Genomic DNA, 14,008 nt, shown 5'->3' with positions numbered 1-14,008 from the left:
CCGATCCACACCTGACCGAACGAGCAGTCCGAGAATTTCGCCTCGCCGGAAACGTCTGCTTCGCGTACGGTGGCCGACAGAGGTCCGGACGGCACACGCGGCTTCGAGCAATCGACCGACAATGTGACCCGCCTCACATACTTGTCCTGAGCAGGGCTTAGGAGCGGTTTCTCACGGCCTATTTCCGGAGCCGCATGACTTCCACAGGGCACATTGTTAGCCTCGAAAAGGTCATGAGCCAGCCTCAAACAAGCACTACCCCGACTTCTCAGCCCACGGTCAACTACCGGCAGCCGAGCCCGTCCGACGGCGCTCGCATCTGGGAAATTGCCTCGGACACAAAAGTTCTCGACGTCAACTCGAGTTATGCCTATGTGTTGTGGTGTCACGACTTCGCCGACACCTCGGTGGTGGCCGAAATCGAGGGGCGGCCAGTCGGTTTCGTCACCGGATATCGGCGCCCGCAGGACCCGTCGGTCCTGATGGTGTGGCAGGTGGCGGTCGACGACTCCTGCCGCGGACGAGGCGTCGCGGGTTCCATGCTGCACGAGCTGCTCGACCGGACCGCACCCGACGGCGTGACTTCCATGCACACCACCATCAGCCCGGATAACGTTGCGTCACAACGACTCTTCGAGTCGGTGGCGCAAGCGCGCGGCCTGACTTTCGGCCGCCGCGAGTTGTTCCCTGCTTCAGTGTTCCCCGATGCGCACCAGCCCGAGGACCTCTACCTCCTCGAGCCACCGGCATCACCAGCCTGACGCGGAAACCCACAGCACCCCAGCATCATCCGTTGATCCGCGGAGCGCACGCGCAACCGGCGAAGGGGGCACCGGTAGCGCGCCCCGCACCCGGCACCACGCCGGATCGACGGACGACCACAACTGTTCGCCAATCGAGGGAGTGACATGCAACTGCTCGACGAAAAGATCGACGATTCGATCTTCACCCGCCGTGAATCGGAGGTGCGCAGCTACTGCCGTAGCTGGCCCACCGTCTTCACCCGTGCCAGCGGCTCCTGGATCACCAACCAGGACGGGCGCGAGTACCTCGACTTCTTCGCAGGCGCCGGTTCGCTCAATTACGGGCACAACAACCCGATCATGAAGGCGGCGCTGCTCGACTACATCGAGAACGACGGCATCACCCACGGTCTGGACATGGCGACCGTGGCGAAGGGCAAGTTCATCGAGGCCTTCACCTCGAAGATCCTCGAGCCCCGCGGACTCGACTACAAGATCCAGTTCCCCGGCCCGACCGGCACCAACGCCGTCGAGTCGGCACTGAAGCTGGCCCGCAAGGTGACCGGTCGCGAATCGATCATCAGCTTCACCAATGCCTTCCACGGCATGACGCTGGGATCGCTGTCGGTGACCGGTAACTCGATGAAGCGCGCCGGCGCGGGCATCCCGCTCGTGCACGCGACCCCGATGCCGTTCGACAACTACTTCGGCGGCGTCATGGAGGACTTCGCGTGGTTCGAGCGCGTCCTCGACGACTCCGGCAGTGGTCTCAACCGCCCCGCCGCGGTGATCGTGGAGACCGTTCAGGGTGAGGGCGGCGTCAATGTCGCTCGCGTCGAATGGCTTCGCGCACTGGAGGAGCTGTGCCGCCGTCGCGACATTCTGCTGATCGTCGACGACGTGCAGATGGGTTGCGGCCGTACCGGCGGCTTCTTCTCCTTCGAGGAGGCAGGCATCACGCCGGACATCGTCACCCTGTCCAAGTCGATCAGCGGCTACGGACTTCCGCTGGCGCTCACGCTGTTCCGTAGCGACCTCGACGTGTGGACCCCGGGTGAGCACAACGGCACGTTCCGCGGCAACAACCCGGCGTTCGTGACAGCGACCCGCACGCTGGAGGAGTACTGGTCCGACGACACCTTGCAGAAGCAGACGCTCGTCAAGGGTGAGCAGATCAACGAGTCCTTCACCTCGCTCGCCAACCGCTACGAGGGCGTGTCGACGCGTGGCCGCGGCATGGTGCGCGGCCTCGTGTTCGAGGATGCGACCGCCGCCAGCAAGGTGTGCGCATCGGCGTTCGAGTCGGGCCTGCTGGCCGAGACATCCGGCCCGTCGGACGAGGTCGTGAAACTTCTTCCGCCGCTGACCATCACGGAGCACGATCTGGATCGTGGTCTTGCCATCCTGGCCGCATCAGTTGAGGAGGTGATCGGATGATCGTCCGCACCACAGAAGAGATCACCGGAACCGACCGCGAGGTCGCCGACCCCAAGGGCAATTGGGTGTCCAAGCGCATCGTGCTCGGTGGCGACGGAGTGGGGTTCTCCTTCCATGAGACGACCATCAACGCCGGTTCGGTGAACGAATTCCACTACGCCAACCACATCGAGGCGGTCTGGCTGGTGGAGGGCGAGGGTGAACTGCTCGACCGGGAGACCGGCGAGACCTACCCTCTCGCCGCGGGCACCATGTACCTGCTGAACGGCCACGAGCGTCATACCGTGACCGCGAAGACCCAGCTGCGCATGCTGTGCGTCTTCAATCCCCCGGTCGTCGGCACCGAGGTGCACGACGAGAACGGCGTCTACCCGCTGGTCGCTGTTCCGGGACCGACCGGGCAACACAGCAACGCCTGACGTACCGGCTTCACCTTCTTCATGACCTCGCGGCCCACCGGGCTGCGAGGTCATGATCGTGTGAGGGCACGATCCGCACCTGCCCGGCGGCCGCCACCAGCCGCAGGATGCTCCGATAGGTGTCCTCCCGGTCTTCGTCCACCAAAAGTCCTGGGAACGCGGACTTCTGGGCGGAATGATCGAGTTGTACGTGATGCCAGACCGCATCGCCGGCAACCAGCACCCAACCGTCATCGGTGTGCAGAAGCACGCCGACGCTCCCCGGCGTATGCCCCGCCAGATCCACCAGAACGACCGATCCGTCGCCGAGAACGTCATGGCTGCGCGGAAAAGTCAGAACCGGAGGCCCGTCAAGGTCTCGCAGGTCGACGTCGCGGCCACGCATCGCCGGGCGGACTCCCGCGGCCCTCGCACGATCGCCCGTCATCGCCCACGACCACTCGCGCCGGTGCACGATCGACCCCAGAGACGGCATGTCGAGCAGCCCGCTCACGTGATCCCAATGCAGGTGGGTGTGGATCGCGACATCGAATGCCGCAGGATCGAATCCGCCCCGATACAACGCCTCCACGGTACTGAGGACGTCCGCCGACGGGGTCACCGCCAGTCGCAGCGGGCCGGACATCGGAGCCAGCACCCTCTCACGTACCTGCGAACCGATCGACGGATCGAGCAGCAGTCGCGCCTTCGGATGCTCGATCACGAAGGTACGCAATCCCATACGGATCTTCGCAGGCCGCCGTACACCCTCCGCGATGGTTGCGGTCCACACCTCGCGCGGAACCTGCGGGAGCGCGACCAACCGCACCGAAACCCGTGGCGTCGGCAACGGTGCGGCCGAATCACGCAGTGCGGCAATCTGTCCCGGATCGGGTCGGCGCGGACGGAGATGACCCGTGACCATCCCGGAGGCGGCGCGGCAGCACAGGGCCACCCCCAGCGGCCGCACATCGGCGGCGGTTTCGGTCGTCGGCGCTGCGTCAGGGGCAGCGGGCTCGTCGCGTGACATGGCGCTACGATAGGACTTCAGGTCGACCTGAAGTAAAGGACGCGATGCGAATCGGCGATGCCGCCGCACAGATCGGTGTGGCACCCCATGTGCTCCGGCACTGGGACGATGTCGGCGTGCTGCGTCCACCCCGGGATCGCGGCGGACGACGCCACTACGACCCCGAGACCGTGGCCGGTGGACGATTGATCCTGATGTGCCAGCGAGCCGGTTTGTCGCTCGCCGAGATCGGGGAACTCGCCACGACGGACCGCGACGGACGTATCGCACTCTTGGCCGGGCATCGTGATCGGATCGCCGACAGGGTGACCGCGCTGGAGCGCGTCGATGCGTTTCTCGTTCACGTTCTCTCCTGCACGCACCCGATCGTCACCGAATGCGCCGAATGCGCCGCGTTCGCCGAGGCGTCGGCCTCCCACCCCGGCAACGGCGCGGCCCGGGCGAACAAACCTCTCTGACCTCCGGGGACTCTGTCGCCGCAGCGATACTCGGGAAGTCGCGACTATCCTCGGGACGGTGCGTACACGGCTACAGATCGGTTCCGGACCGGCTGAACGCACCCCTCTCGACGACGATCTCGATGACCGTGTCGAGCGGATGCGCGACATGCTTGCGGGCCGCCGGATCGCCGCGCTGACCGGAGCCGGAATATCCACCGACTCCGGCATCCCCGACTACCGCTCACCGGACGCGCCGGCCCGGACGCCCATGACGTTGGAGACCTTTCTGTCCTCCCCGGACTTCCGGCGCCACTACTGGGCACGCAATCACTTGGGGTGGCGTCACATGGACGCCGCGCGCCCCAATGCCGCCCATCACGCACTCACCACCCTGCAGCGCCAGGGACAGCTGTCCGGCGTGATCACCCAGAACGTCGACATGTTGCACACCAAGGCCGGCACGCGCCGTGTCGTCGAACTCCACGGCTGCTACGGCAGAATCCGCTGCCTGTCCTGTCATGGCGTCATCTCACGGCATCGCCTCGCGGAGATCCTCGAAGAACGCAATCCCGGATTCAGCGAACGTGTCCGGGGCCGGGGCGCCATCGAGGTGGCACCCGATGCGGACGCCGTCTTCGACGACACCGCGGACTTCGTCGTCGCGGATTGCCACGGCTGTGGTGGCATCCTCAAACCGGACATCGTCTACTTCGGCGAAAGCGTGCCGAAATCCGTTGTGCAACAGTCATTCGATCTCGTCGACGATGCCGACGCACTCGTGGTGGTCGGATCGTCGCTGACGGTGATGAGCGGACTCAGGTTCGCACGCCACGCCCACCGCAGCGGCAAGACACTGGTGATCATCAACCGCGGTGCCACCCGCGCCGATCACCTGGCGGACCTCAAGATCGATCACCTCGCCTCCACGGTGCTGACCGCTCTGGCGCAACCCGATCGTTGATCGAGTAGCCGTATCCCATTCGTTGATCGAGTAGCCGCCGACACATTCGCTGATCGAGTAGCGACCGACCCATTCGTCGATCGAGTAGCGGCCGAGCGAAGCGAGGTTGCGTATCGAGATCGGTTGCGCCTGATCTCGATACGCGCTCGGCTTGCGCCTCGCACTACTCGATCAGCGGAACACCTTCGACGGCACGAGTTCGATCAGCGCATGACCGCCGCGACGGCGGCGATTTCCACCAGTGCGCCCTGCACGCCCAGACCCGCGACGCGGGCGGCCGTCACCAGCGGTGGCGTCGGCGACGCAAGCATCGGGCCGATCGCCTCGTACGCGGCGTTGATGTCGACACCGTCGACGAAAAGAACGGTCCACTGCACCACGTCGGCCACGGTCGCACCCGCGGCGGCCAGTGCGGTGATCGCATTCTCCAGAGCCCGAACCGATTGGGTCGCAATGTCTCCGGTGCCGATCACCGTTCCCTCGGCGTCAACTCCGTTCTGGCCACCGACGTAGATGGTCGTCGCGCCCGGCGGCACCACCGCGACATGGCTGAACGCGGGACTGTGGACGAGCCCTTCGGGGCGAAGACGTTCGATCGCAGACATTGGTCTACCGTGACACACCCGCGTGGTTCCCGCGACCTCGCTTCGTAGACGCGACTTCGGTCGAGGTCGCGTGTACGAAGTGAGGTCGCGGAAGGAAAAGCGCGATCAGAGCGCGACGAGGTCGTCCGCGTGGATCACCGGCCGGCGGGCGTCCGGCGCCAGTTCGCCGGTCGAGTGACCGGCCATCCGTGCGATCTCATCCGAGTCATAGGCGACCACACCACGTGCCCGAACCACGTCTCCCCCGTCGAGAAGCTCAACGACGTCACCGTCATGGAAGGTGCCACGCACCTCGATGATCCCGGCCGCGAGAAGTGAGCGACGCCTGCGCGCGACGGCGTCCACCGCCCCTGCGTCCAGCACGATCCGGCCGGCCGCGTCCGCGGCGTGACGAACCCAGAATCGTCTGGCGGACAGGCGTTCCGGACGTCCGGCGAACACGGTTCCCACCGAGGCATCGACCAGTGCACGGTCGGCCTCCGCGGCGGCGGCCAGGAGCACCGGCACGCCACCGTCGGCCGACAACCGGGCAGCGGCGAGCTTCGAGGCCATACCGCCGGTGCCCAGCGCGCCGCCCGAGCCGGCGATCACCCCGTCCAGATCCTCCGGACCGCGCACCTCGGGAATGAACCGGGCCCGCTCCCCCGACGGTCCGACACGTCGAGGATCGCCGTCGTACAACCCGTCGACGTCGGACAGCAGGACGAGGGCGTCGGCGCCCGCGAGATGGGCGACGAGCGCCGCGAGGCGATCGTTGTCGCCGAAGCGGATCTCGTTGGTCGCCACCGTGTCGTTCTCGTTGACCACGGCAACGGCGTGCAACGACCGCAAACGGTCAAGTGTGCGTTGGGCATTCGCGTGATGTGCCCGGTTCGAGAAGTCCGAGGCCGTCAGCAGGACCTGCCCGACGACCCGCCCGTAGCGATGAAAGGACGTTCCCCACGCGTGCGCGAGAACCAGCTGGCCGACGCTCGCCGCGGCCTGTTTCGTTGCCAGATCGGTCGGACGCTTCTTCAGACCGAGCGGCGCGATACCGGCGCCGATGGCACCGGAGGACACCACGATCACATCGGTGCCCGCACGCATCCGGGCTTCCAGTGCGTCCGCGAGCCGATCGAGTCGTTCGCGGTCCAGCCCCTCGTGCAGGTCCGTCAGCGCCGACGATCCGATCTTCACGACGATGCTGCGGGCGCGCGCGATCTGCTGCCGGACCTCGCTCACGACTCGTCGCCGTCGAAGCGCCCGCGACGCAACCGACGCGCCTCCTTGCGCTCCGCCGCACCCACGCGCTCGGTGCGATCGAGCCGAATGTCGGTGCCGCGGCCCGTGATCGGCACCTCGTCACCCATCGGCGTCATCGGTTCCCAGTCGAAGGTGACGTCGCCGATGGTGACCGGTGCGCCGGGCTGTGCGCCCTGCTTCACCAACTCGTCCTCGACGCCGAGCCGATTCAGACGATCCGCCAGGTAACCGACGGCCTCGTCGTTGTCGAACTGCGTCTGGGCGATCCAGCGTTCCGGACGGGTACCGCGGACGACGAAGCCGCCCTCGTTGTCCGGATCCGGCGCAACCGAGAACTCGGCCTCGTCGATGGCCTTGGGCCGGATGATCTGTCGCTTCGGCTGCGGCTTCGGATGGCTCTCGCGATACTCCTCAACCATGTCCGCCAGCGCGAACGTCAGCTCCTTGAGGCCCTGATGAGCCACCGCGGAGATCCGGAACACCGGCCAGCCACGTTCTGCCAGTTCGGGTTCCACGAGATCGGCGAGCTCCGCGGCATCGGGCACATCGATCTTGTTCAGGATGACCACGCGCGGGCGCGACGCCAGATCCCCGAGGCCGTGGTCGGCGTCGAGCGCCGGCGTGTACGCCGCCAGTTCCGCCTCCAGCGCATCGATGTCGGACACCGGATCACGCCCCGGCTCCAGGGTCGCGCAGTCGACCACATGCGCCAGCACGGCGCAGCGTTCGAGATGACGCAGGAACTCCAGGCCCAACCCGCGGCCCGTGGACGCACCCGGGATGAGGCCCGGCACATCGGCGATCGTGAAGACGTCACCGGCGGTCTGCACCACTCCGAGGTTGGGTGCGAGCGTGGTGAACGGATAGTCCGCGATCTTCGGTTTGGCCGCCGAGAGTACGGACACCAGTGAGGATTTGCCCGCCGACGGGAAGCCCACGAGGCCGACATCGGCGACCGACTTCAGTTCGAGGACGAGATCGCGGTGCTGTCCCTCTTCGCCGAGCAGCGCGAAGCCCGGGGCCTTGCGCGCCTTGGAGGCGAGAGCCGCGTTGCCGAGACCCCCGCGGCCACCCTGGGCGGCCTCGAATGTGGTTCCCGCTCCGACGAGGTCGGCGAGGATCGAGCCGTCGGCGTCGAGCACCACCGTGCCGTCGGGGACCTTGAGGACCAGATCCTCCCCCGATGCGCCGTCGCGATTGTCGCCCTGTCCCGGTTTGCCGTTGCCCGCCTTGGCGTGCGGCCGGAAGTGGAAGTCCAACAGGGTGTGCACCTGTGGGTCCACGACGAGCGTGACCGCTCCACCGTTGCCACCGTTGCCGCCGTCGGGCCCGCCGAGCGGCTTGAACTTCTCGCGGTGCACCGACGAACAGCCGTGCCCACCGTTGCCGGCCGCGACATGGATGGTCACGCGATCGACGAACCGGGACATCGGGGCTACTTCCTCTCCTGACGAATGACTACCGAAAACAAACACAGGACGGGCCTGGGTACATCATGACCCTGGCCCGCCCTGTGTGAGCTGTGTTGTGCGCGAATCCGTCGGGATTCGTCGCGGGACCGGTCAGACCGACGCGGTCTCCGGAACGATGTTGACGGTCTTGCGTCCGCGCTTGGTGCCGAACTCGACCGAGCCGGCAGCCAGGGCGAACAGGGTGTCGTCGCCGCCGCGGCCGACATTGACGCCCGGGTGGAACTTGGTGCCGCGCTGGCGGATCAGGATCTCGCCCGCGAGGACCTGCTGACCACCGAAACGCTTGACGCCGAGTCGCTGGGCGTTGGAATCACGACCGTTGCGCGAGCTGGACGCGCCCTTCTTATGTGCCATCTCTGCAGTCCTCCTGAGGTATGTGCGGAAGTCGACTTACTTGATACCGGTGACCTTGAGGACCGTCAGCTTCTGACGGTGGCCCTGGCGCTTGTGGTAGCCGGTCTTGTTCTTGAACTTGTGGATGCGGATCTTCGGGCCCTTGACGTGCTCGACGACCTCACCGGTCACCGAGATCTTCGCGAGCTTGTCCGCGTCGGTGGTGAGGTTCGCACCGTCGACGACGAGAGCGACCGGCAGGCTCACGGTGGCGCCCGGTTCGCTGTCGATCTTCTCGACCTTCACAATGTCGCCCTCAGCGACTTTGTACTGCTTACCGCCGGTCTTGACGATCGCGTACGTTGCCATCGAAGCTGTCCTCTTTAACTCGTCTGTCGGACCCACGGCGCTGCTGTGGCACCGGGGGTGGTGGGTGGTGCTGCTCCTGGCGCGGACCGCACGGTAACCCTGCACTCGGGCGGGGAGTCACTGCGGATCACACCAGATGCCTGCCGACGGGGTTCGTGCGCGTCTTTCGACACAGCACGACTCCTCCGCGGAAGGCGACCGTTCAAGGTTACGGGACCGTGACCGGTCGGGTCAAACCGGTCGGATGGCATCCGACCTGCGGGTTGCGGGCCGAATCACAACCGTGCGATCACTCGTCCCCGGGCGGTGGTCCGGCCGGTCGTCCCGCGGTCCGTCGCCGAGGCCGACGACGCACTGCGACGACGGCCTCGACCGACGTCACGGTGGTCACCGGTCCGAAGGTGGTCACCGGCGCGGTCGGCTCGGCATCCACCGCGGAGTCCGTGGCGGATTCGGTCGCCGGCGCCGCGGCGGCGCGGCGGACCGCACGCCGACGGCGTTTCGGTTCAGCCGCGGCCGATGTGCCGGCACCGGCGGTCTCGGCTGCCGTGCCGGCTTCGGACTCGACGGACGGTGTCACGGTCTCTGCGACGGCTTCGGCCTCCGCGGCTTCGGTCGCGCCCGCGGTGGCCGGCTCCGCCGGAGCGTCCTCGGCGGTGACCGCCTCGGCGACCTCGGGCTCATCGGCGGAATCGTCTCGCTTCGTCTCGCCGGCGTTCCCCTGCTCCGCGTCGCCGCGCTTGCGGTTGCTGTTGCGCTGTCCGGCGTCGGCGCGCTTGTCACCCGCGGTGGCATGCTCGCCGTCGGTTTCGTGCGTGTGGTCGCCGTCCTCGTCCTCGTGAGAGTGGGCTGCCATGGCACGGAACATCGGGTGCTCGGCCGGGTTGTGCGCGGGCTTCGCAGTGTTGTCGGCGGCAGGTGCCTCCGACTTCCGCCGGTTGCGTCGCGACCGACGGGAACCGCCACCGTCGGAGTTCGACGAATCGTCCTGACGGACCTCGACCGGGTTGGCGTGCACGATGATCCCGCGACCCGCGCAATGCGAGCATGTGGTCGAGAACGCCTCGAGCAGTCCGGTGCCGAGACGCTTTCGCGTCATCTGCACCAGTCCCAGTGAGGTGACCTCGGAGACCTGATGACGTGTGCGGTCACGCCCCAGTGCCTCGGTGAGTCGCCGGAGCACGAGATCCCGGTTGGACTCGAGGACCATGTCGATGAAGTCGACGATGATCATGCCGCCGAGGTCACGCAGCCGCATCTGGCGCACGATCTCCTCGGCCGCCTCCAGATTGTTCCGCGTGACGGTTTCCTCGAGGTTGCCGCCCGACCCGGTGAACTTGCCGGTGTTGACGTCGATGACGGTCATTGCCTCGGTGTGCTCGATGATCAGCGTGCCGCCCGACGGCAGCCACACCTTCCGGTCGAGGGCCTTGGCGAGCTGTTCGTCGATGCGATGCACGACAAAGGAATCCGGCGCATCGGCGTTCGGCTTGCTGAACTGTTCGACGCGATCCATCAGATCCGGTGCCACAGCCTTGATGTAGCGTTCGACCAGATTCCAGGCCTTGTTGCCCTCGACGACCAGTTTCTTGAAGTCTTCGTTGAACAGGTCGCGGACCACTCGCACGAGCAGGTCCGGCTCCTCGTACAGCGACTGCGGCCCGGTTCCCGACCCGCTCTTCGCCTTGGCGACGGCGGCGTCGATCTCTTTCCACTGTCCTTCGAGACGGGCGATATCGGCGCCCAGTTCCTCGGCGCTCACCCCTTCGGACGCGGTGCGGATGATGACACCCGCGTCGTCGGGCACCAGCTTCGACAGGATGCCCTTGAGTCGCTTGCGCTCGACATCGGGAAGTTTCCTGCTGATGCCGGTGGAGGAACCGCCCGGCACGTACACCAGGTAGCGGCCGGCCAGTGAGATCTGCGTGGTCAGACGCGCACCCTTGTGGCCCACCGGGTCTTTGCTGACCTGCACCAGGACGTTGTCGCCCGGCTTCAGCGCCTGCTCGATCTTCCGGGAACCGCCGTCCAGACCCGCGGCATCCCAGTTGACCTCACCCGCGTACAGCACACCGTTGCGCCCACGGCCGATGTCGACGAAGGCCGCCTCCATGCCGGGCAGCACGTTCTGCACGCGTCCGAGGTAGATGTTGCCGACCATCGACGACGAGGTCTCGGTGGTCACGAAATGCTCGACCAGCACGCCGTCCTCGAGGACGGCGACCTGCGTGTAGTCCTCGACGTGCGTGGCGCCGTCGGTGGCACCGTCTCCGTCGATCGCGATCTTGCTGTTCGCGCTACGCTCGCGCACGACCATGACACGGTCGACGGCCTCGCGGCGCGCCAGGAATTCCGACTCGCTCAGAATCGGCGGACGCCGACGCCCCGCGTCACGACCGTCACGACGCCGCTGCCGCTTCGCCTCGAGACGCGTCGAGCCTGAGATGCCCTGCACCTCGTCCCGGGCGCGCTTGCTGCGCGGTTCCCGCTCGTGCACGACGGTGTTCGGTGGATCATCGGGCGACGAGTCGTCCGAATCCGAGCCGCCCTTGCGACGCCGACGCCGCCGCCTGCGCCGGGACGACGACTGATCGTTGCCGTCATCGTCGGAATCCGAATCGTCGCCGTCGGAACCGTTGCCGTCCGAGTCGTCGCCCTTGGCGGCCTTGTCGTCCTGCTCGGAGCCGCCGTTCTTGCCGCCCTTGTTCTTCTTGCCGGACTGCTGGTCGTCGTTCTTCGTCCCCGACTGCTCGTCGCCGTCGTCCTTGGCGGAGCCGTTCTCATCGGACGAATCGTCACCTGAGTCGCCCTGGTCGCCACGCCCGCGGCCACGACCGCGACGTCCGCGGCGACGACGCCGCGAGCTGCGTTCGCCGTCGGTGCCGTCGTCGTCGGCGCCGGACTCGTCCTCGGCGGAGGTGTCCGTCGACGCCGCGTCGTCGGTCCGCTTGTCCGCGCCGTCCTCGGCAGGTCCCTTCGCACCGTCGTCGTCGGACGTCGCGCGACGTGTCCGGGAGGGCCGAGCGGCGGGTTCCACGGTCTGCGGCTGGATGAACAGCGGACCCGCGACCTCCTCGGCCGCCGGGGCGATCTGCTGGGGCTGCGCCTCTTCCACGGCGGAGAACAGCGTGGGCATCCCGGCGTCGGGCACATCGGCCGTCTCGCTCGGGGTCGGCGCCTCGACCACATGGGTCTCCGCCACGACGACGGCCTCGGAACCCGCGTCAGCGGATTCCGTCTGATCGTCGGCGGACGCGTCGTGGTCCGTGGCACCGTCGGCCTCGGCGGAAACGGCCTGTCCCTCGGTGACACTCTCGGCGTCACCCCGGACCCGCGTCGCCACGGCCTGTGCGACCTCACGGTCGATGCTGGACTGCGGACTGCGCGTCTCGACGCCCAGTTCCGCGAGGTGCTCGAGCACCTGACGGCTGGTCAGGCCCAGGGTCCGGGCCAGGGCGTGCACGCGAAGTCTGCTGGGGAATTCTTCTGCCGGTGCCGACGCAGCGTTTGCGTCAACCGGCGACCCGTTGTCGGTCACTCAGTCTCCTCGAGCCCCCGGGCGCGTCGGGCTGACGCGGCCACGCGAGGGCTTCACTCTGTGTTCCGGTCGATGACCGGTGTTATGTGGTCTTCGCGTCCGACCGCGTTCCGGAACGATCTCCGGAGCACGGCGTGACGCCTTGCGGTTTGTCGATGTCCTGATCCGGCCGCGACATCCACGCCATCGGCATGTCCGGCTGCCCACAGCAGCCGCACTTCGATGGGGAAGTCGTAGTACTCGGGGATTACCCAATGCCGGACTGTCATCGTGTCGTCGGCGGCAAAAGTGTGTCACCGACAACTGTGCAAGTATCCCACACCCGGGTTCGATCGCCGCATCCAATGCATCATTGTCGTGACGCGGCGATCGGGCTCGGGAAGACGGAGAGTGTCAGACGCCCAGGTCAGGGAACCAGAGCGCGATTTCCCGTGCCGCAGATTCCGGCGAGTCGGATCCGTGCACCAGATTGTTCTGTGTGCTCAGCGCGAAATCCCCGCGAATGGTGCCGGGCGTCGCCTTCTCGACGGGGTCCGTACCGCCTGCGATCTGCCGGAATGCGGCGATCGCCCGGTCACCTTCGAGCACCGCCGCGACCAGCGGGCCGGAGGTGATGAAGTCCAGGAGGGACTGGTAGAAGGGCTTGCCCTCATGCTCGGCGTAATGGCCCTGGGCCACCTCGAGCGAGGCGGTCTTCAGTTCCAGCGCCGCGATGCGCAGACCCTTGCGCTCGATGCGGGCGAGGATGTCGCCGATCAGGGCGCGCTCGACGCCGTCGGGCTTGATGAGTACGAGAGTGCGTTCAGTCACGAGCACACTGTAGCGACCCGGGGCGTCGAGCCGTCGACCCAGCCGGCGGGGTCAGGAACAGTACTTCCCCGCGACCGGGAAGAAGCCGTAATTGAAGAGGTTCCCGGATTTCGCGCGCGGGTCCACGACGACCTGCAGGCAGCCCCCGGGCGACTTCAGCGCCGCGGACAGTGCCTGGTCGAACTGTGCGGCCATCGCCATGTTCGCGGGGCGGTACTGGGCGGGCACCGGCAGCGAGGCGATCGCTTCGGGGGCCTTCATCGAGGCCAGGTTCTTCGTCACGCCACGTGTCGCGAGGTAGCTGTATTCGCCGTCGCTGACCGGTACCGGCTCACTCGCCGAGGGCAGTGGTGCCGCGGCGGGCGGTGCCGCGTACGCGGTGCCGGCCGCGATCAGCGAACCGGCGGCAACCGCGACCAGCGCGGGTGCCACCCGGCTGACTCCGGTCAGCGATGTGCGGGCGATGGAGCGGCGAAAACGAACAGCGACAGACAAGCTTGACCTCACGTGGCGCGTCGGGAAAAGGATGACCGGGGCGCCGGACACGGCAGACTGCTTGTCGACCCCCCGCACGACATTCTGACAGCGGAATGTGATCGTCGCCATAGGATCGTCGTAACGATCCCGCAT

14 protein-coding genes are annotated in these 14,008 nt (G+C 67.0%); 5 read left to right on the top strand and 9 right to left on the bottom strand.

All coding sequences use genetic code 11. The features are described from left to right. Window positions 1–233: 233 nt before the first annotated feature. The 3 genes from ectA to AC4JJG_RS08035 all read left to right on the top strand — a co-directional run bounded on the left by ectA (window position 234) and on the right by AC4JJG_RS08035 (window position 2,599). Window positions 234–761, top strand: a complete 528-nt coding sequence (gene ectA / locus AC4JJG_RS08045; protein ID WP_495401038.1) for a diaminobutyrate acetyltransferase — start codon at window positions 234–236, stop codon at window positions 759–761. Between the two features lie 147 nt (window positions 762–908). Further along, window positions 909–2,180, top strand: a complete 1,272-nt coding sequence (gene ectB, locus AC4JJG_RS08040; RefSeq protein WP_495400982.1) for a diaminobutyrate--2-oxoglutarate transaminase — start codon at window positions 909–911, stop codon at window positions 2,178–2,180. Then, a complete protein-coding gene (locus AC4JJG_RS08035; RefSeq protein WP_495400983.1) occupies window positions 2,177–2,599 on the top strand; it encodes an ectoine synthase in 423 nt (140 codons plus the stop codon). Before ectB ends, AC4JJG_RS08035 begins: the two co-directional genes overlap by 4 nt. 19 nt (window positions 2,600–2,618) lie before the next feature. Here the strand turns inward: AC4JJG_RS08035 and AC4JJG_RS08030 are convergent, their stop codons facing one another. Next, on the bottom strand, window positions 2,619–3,608 hold the full coding sequence (locus AC4JJG_RS08030) for an MBL fold metallo-hydrolase (RefSeq protein WP_495400984.1): 990 nt from the start codon (window positions 3,606–3,608) through the stop codon (window positions 2,619–2,621). Window positions 3,609–3,652: 44 nt separating this feature from the next. Between AC4JJG_RS08030 and AC4JJG_RS08025 the strand changes: the two genes are divergently transcribed. Both AC4JJG_RS08025 and AC4JJG_RS08020 read left to right on the top strand, forming a co-directional pair. Then, window positions 3,653–4,066, top strand: coding sequence for a helix-turn-helix domain-containing protein (locus tag AC4JJG_RS08025; protein WP_495400985.1), 414 nt, complete (start codon window positions 3,653–3,655; stop codon window positions 4,064–4,066). Window positions 4,067–4,124: 58 nt separating this feature from the next. After that, window positions 4,125–5,009 (top strand): Sir2 family NAD-dependent protein deacetylase, encoded by an 885-nt coding sequence (locus AC4JJG_RS08020; RefSeq protein WP_495400986.1) that lies wholly within the window; start codon window positions 4,125–4,127, stop codon window positions 5,007–5,009. Between the two features lie 203 nt (window positions 5,010–5,212). Here AC4JJG_RS08020 and AC4JJG_RS08015 read toward each other — a convergent pair whose 3' ends face one another. The 8 genes from AC4JJG_RS08015 to AC4JJG_RS07980 all read right to left on the bottom strand — a co-directional run bounded on the left by AC4JJG_RS08015 (window position 5,213) and on the right by AC4JJG_RS07980 (window position 13,873). Further along, window positions 5,213–5,614 carry a RidA family protein gene (locus AC4JJG_RS08015; protein WP_495400987.1) on the bottom strand — a complete coding sequence of 134 codons (402 nt, stop codon included), beginning with the start codon at window positions 5,612–5,614 and terminating at the stop codon, window positions 5,213–5,215. 105 nt (window positions 5,615–5,719) lie between these two features. Next, the gene (gene proB / locus AC4JJG_RS08010; protein ID WP_495400988.1) at window positions 5,720–6,835 is read right to left on the bottom strand and encodes a glutamate 5-kinase; all 1,116 of its coding nucleotides are present in this window, start codon (window positions 6,833–6,835) and stop codon (window positions 5,720–5,722) included. Continuing rightward, a complete protein-coding gene (gene obgE / locus AC4JJG_RS08005) occupies window positions 6,832–8,286 on the bottom strand; it encodes a GTPase ObgE (protein ID WP_495400989.1) in 1,455 nt (484 codons plus the stop codon). The genes proB and obgE overlap by 4 nt, the downstream gene beginning before the upstream one ends. Before the next feature lie 132 nt (window positions 8,287–8,418). Next, window positions 8,419–8,682: a 50S ribosomal protein L27 gene (gene rpmA, locus AC4JJG_RS08000; RefSeq protein WP_495400990.1), complete on the bottom strand. Its 264-nt coding sequence runs from the start codon at window positions 8,680–8,682 to the stop codon at window positions 8,419–8,421. Window positions 8,683–8,718: 36 nt separating this feature from the next. Next, the gene (rplU, locus tag AC4JJG_RS07995; protein WP_495400991.1) at window positions 8,719–9,030 is read right to left on the bottom strand and encodes a 50S ribosomal protein L21; all 312 of its coding nucleotides are present in this window, start codon (window positions 9,028–9,030) and stop codon (window positions 8,719–8,721) included. A gap of 289 nt (window positions 9,031–9,319) precedes the next feature. Then, window positions 9,320–12,568 carry a translation initiation factor IF-2 N-terminal domain-containing protein gene (locus AC4JJG_RS07990; RefSeq protein WP_495400992.1) on the bottom strand — a complete coding sequence of 1,083 codons (3,249 nt, stop codon included), beginning with the start codon at window positions 12,566–12,568 and terminating at the stop codon, window positions 9,320–9,322. Window positions 12,569–12,961: 393 nt separating this feature from the next. After that, on the bottom strand, window positions 12,962–13,378 hold the full coding sequence (gene ndk, locus AC4JJG_RS07985) for a nucleoside-diphosphate kinase (RefSeq protein WP_495400993.1): 417 nt from the start codon (window positions 13,376–13,378) through the stop codon (window positions 12,962–12,964). 51 nt (window positions 13,379–13,429) lie between these two features. Beyond that, window positions 13,430–13,873, bottom strand: a complete 444-nt coding sequence (locus AC4JJG_RS07980) for a hypothetical protein (RefSeq protein WP_495400994.1) — start codon at window positions 13,871–13,873, stop codon at window positions 13,430–13,432. Window positions 13,874–14,008: the final 135 nt, after the last annotated feature.

Source organism: Gordonia sp. B8661-1, assembly GCF_059427765.1.
Note: the sequence above shows the minus strand (reverse complement) of the source record. Positions and strands in the feature narration are given on the sequence as shown.

What these genes read in the sequence shown, in the direction of transcription:
- ectA (WP_495401038.1), top strand. Translation starts at nt 234, where the DNA reads ATGAGCCAGCCTCAAACAAGCACTACCCCGACTTCTCAGCCCACGGTC.
- ectB (WP_495400982.1), top strand. Translation starts at nt 909, where the DNA reads ATGCAACTGCTCGACGAAAAGATCGACGATTCGATCTTCACCCGCCGT.
- AC4JJG_RS08035 (WP_495400983.1), top strand. Translation starts at nt 2,177, where the DNA reads ATGATCGTCCGCACCACAGAAGAGATCACCGGAACCGACCGCGAGGTC.
- AC4JJG_RS08030 (WP_495400984.1), bottom strand. Translation starts at nt 3,608, where the DNA reads ATGTCACGCGACGAGCCCGCTGCCCCTGACGCAGCGCCGACGACCGAA.
- AC4JJG_RS08025 (WP_495400985.1), top strand. Translation starts at nt 3,653, where the DNA reads ATGCGAATCGGCGATGCCGCCGCACAGATCGGTGTGGCACCCCATGTG.
- AC4JJG_RS08015 (WP_495400987.1), bottom strand. Translation starts at nt 5,614, where the DNA reads ATGTCTGCGATCGAACGTCTTCGCCCCGAAGGGCTCGTCCACAGTCCC.
- obgE (WP_495400989.1), bottom strand. Translation starts at nt 8,286, where the DNA reads ATGTCCCGGTTCGTCGATCGCGTGACCATCCATGTCGCGGCCGGCAAC.
- rpmA (WP_495400990.1), bottom strand. Translation starts at nt 8,682, where the DNA reads ATGGCACATAAGAAGGGCGCGTCCAGCTCGCGCAACGGTCGTGATTCC.
- rplU (WP_495400991.1), bottom strand. Translation starts at nt 9,030, where the DNA reads ATGGCAACGTACGCGATCGTCAAGACCGGCGGTAAGCAGTACAAAGTC.